Source organism: Treponema sp. R6D11 (assembly GCF_054786075.1).
Map to the genome: position 1 here is coordinate 1 of NZ_BDHD01000737.1, position 564 is coordinate 564.

Genomic DNA, 564 nt, shown 5'->3' on the forward strand with positions numbered 1-564 from the left:
ATTTTAAATCCATAAATACCTTATTTAATGAATATAAAATAAGACTGGTAAAAATTACTGTAGACGGGAGAACAATTTACCGATCTTAATAATTAATGATACCTAGAATTGTTGATATAAGTGAGAACGGCCGTTTTATTGCCAAAAATCGTGGATTTATCACCATAAAACAAGGTGATGAATTTTATGGCGAAGTACCGCTGGATGATATTGGAATCCTGATGATTTCAGCGTTTGGGGCGACCTGCACCAAGGATGCGCTTGTCAGTCTCGCCGAACGGGGAGCCGTTACAATCCTCTGCGATTCCAAAGCTATGCCTTCCGCATTGGTACTTCCTGTAAACGCTAACTATGAATCTGCTTTACGGATACGCGTACAAAGTCAGGCAAGTCAGCCTCTAAAAAAGCGGCTTTGGCAGACAATCGTAATAGCAAAACTTAAACATCAAAGTGAAGTTCTTAAGTTCTTTGAAAATCGGGAAAAAGCTAATCAAATTGGAGTGTACGCCAGACAAGTTCAATCCGGGGACCCGCAAAATAGAGAAGCCTGTGGTGCAAGGATTT

Annotated in this window: 1 protein-coding gene; it reads left to right on the plus strand. The window is 40.2% G+C overall.

All coding sequences use genetic code 11. From position 1 onward, the window contains the following. Positions 1-95: 95 nt before the first annotated feature. Positions 96-564: CRISPR-associated endonuclease Cas1 (locus ACYVTD_RS15805; RefSeq protein WP_461248644.1), on the plus strand; the 469-nt coding region annotated here is incomplete at its 3' end.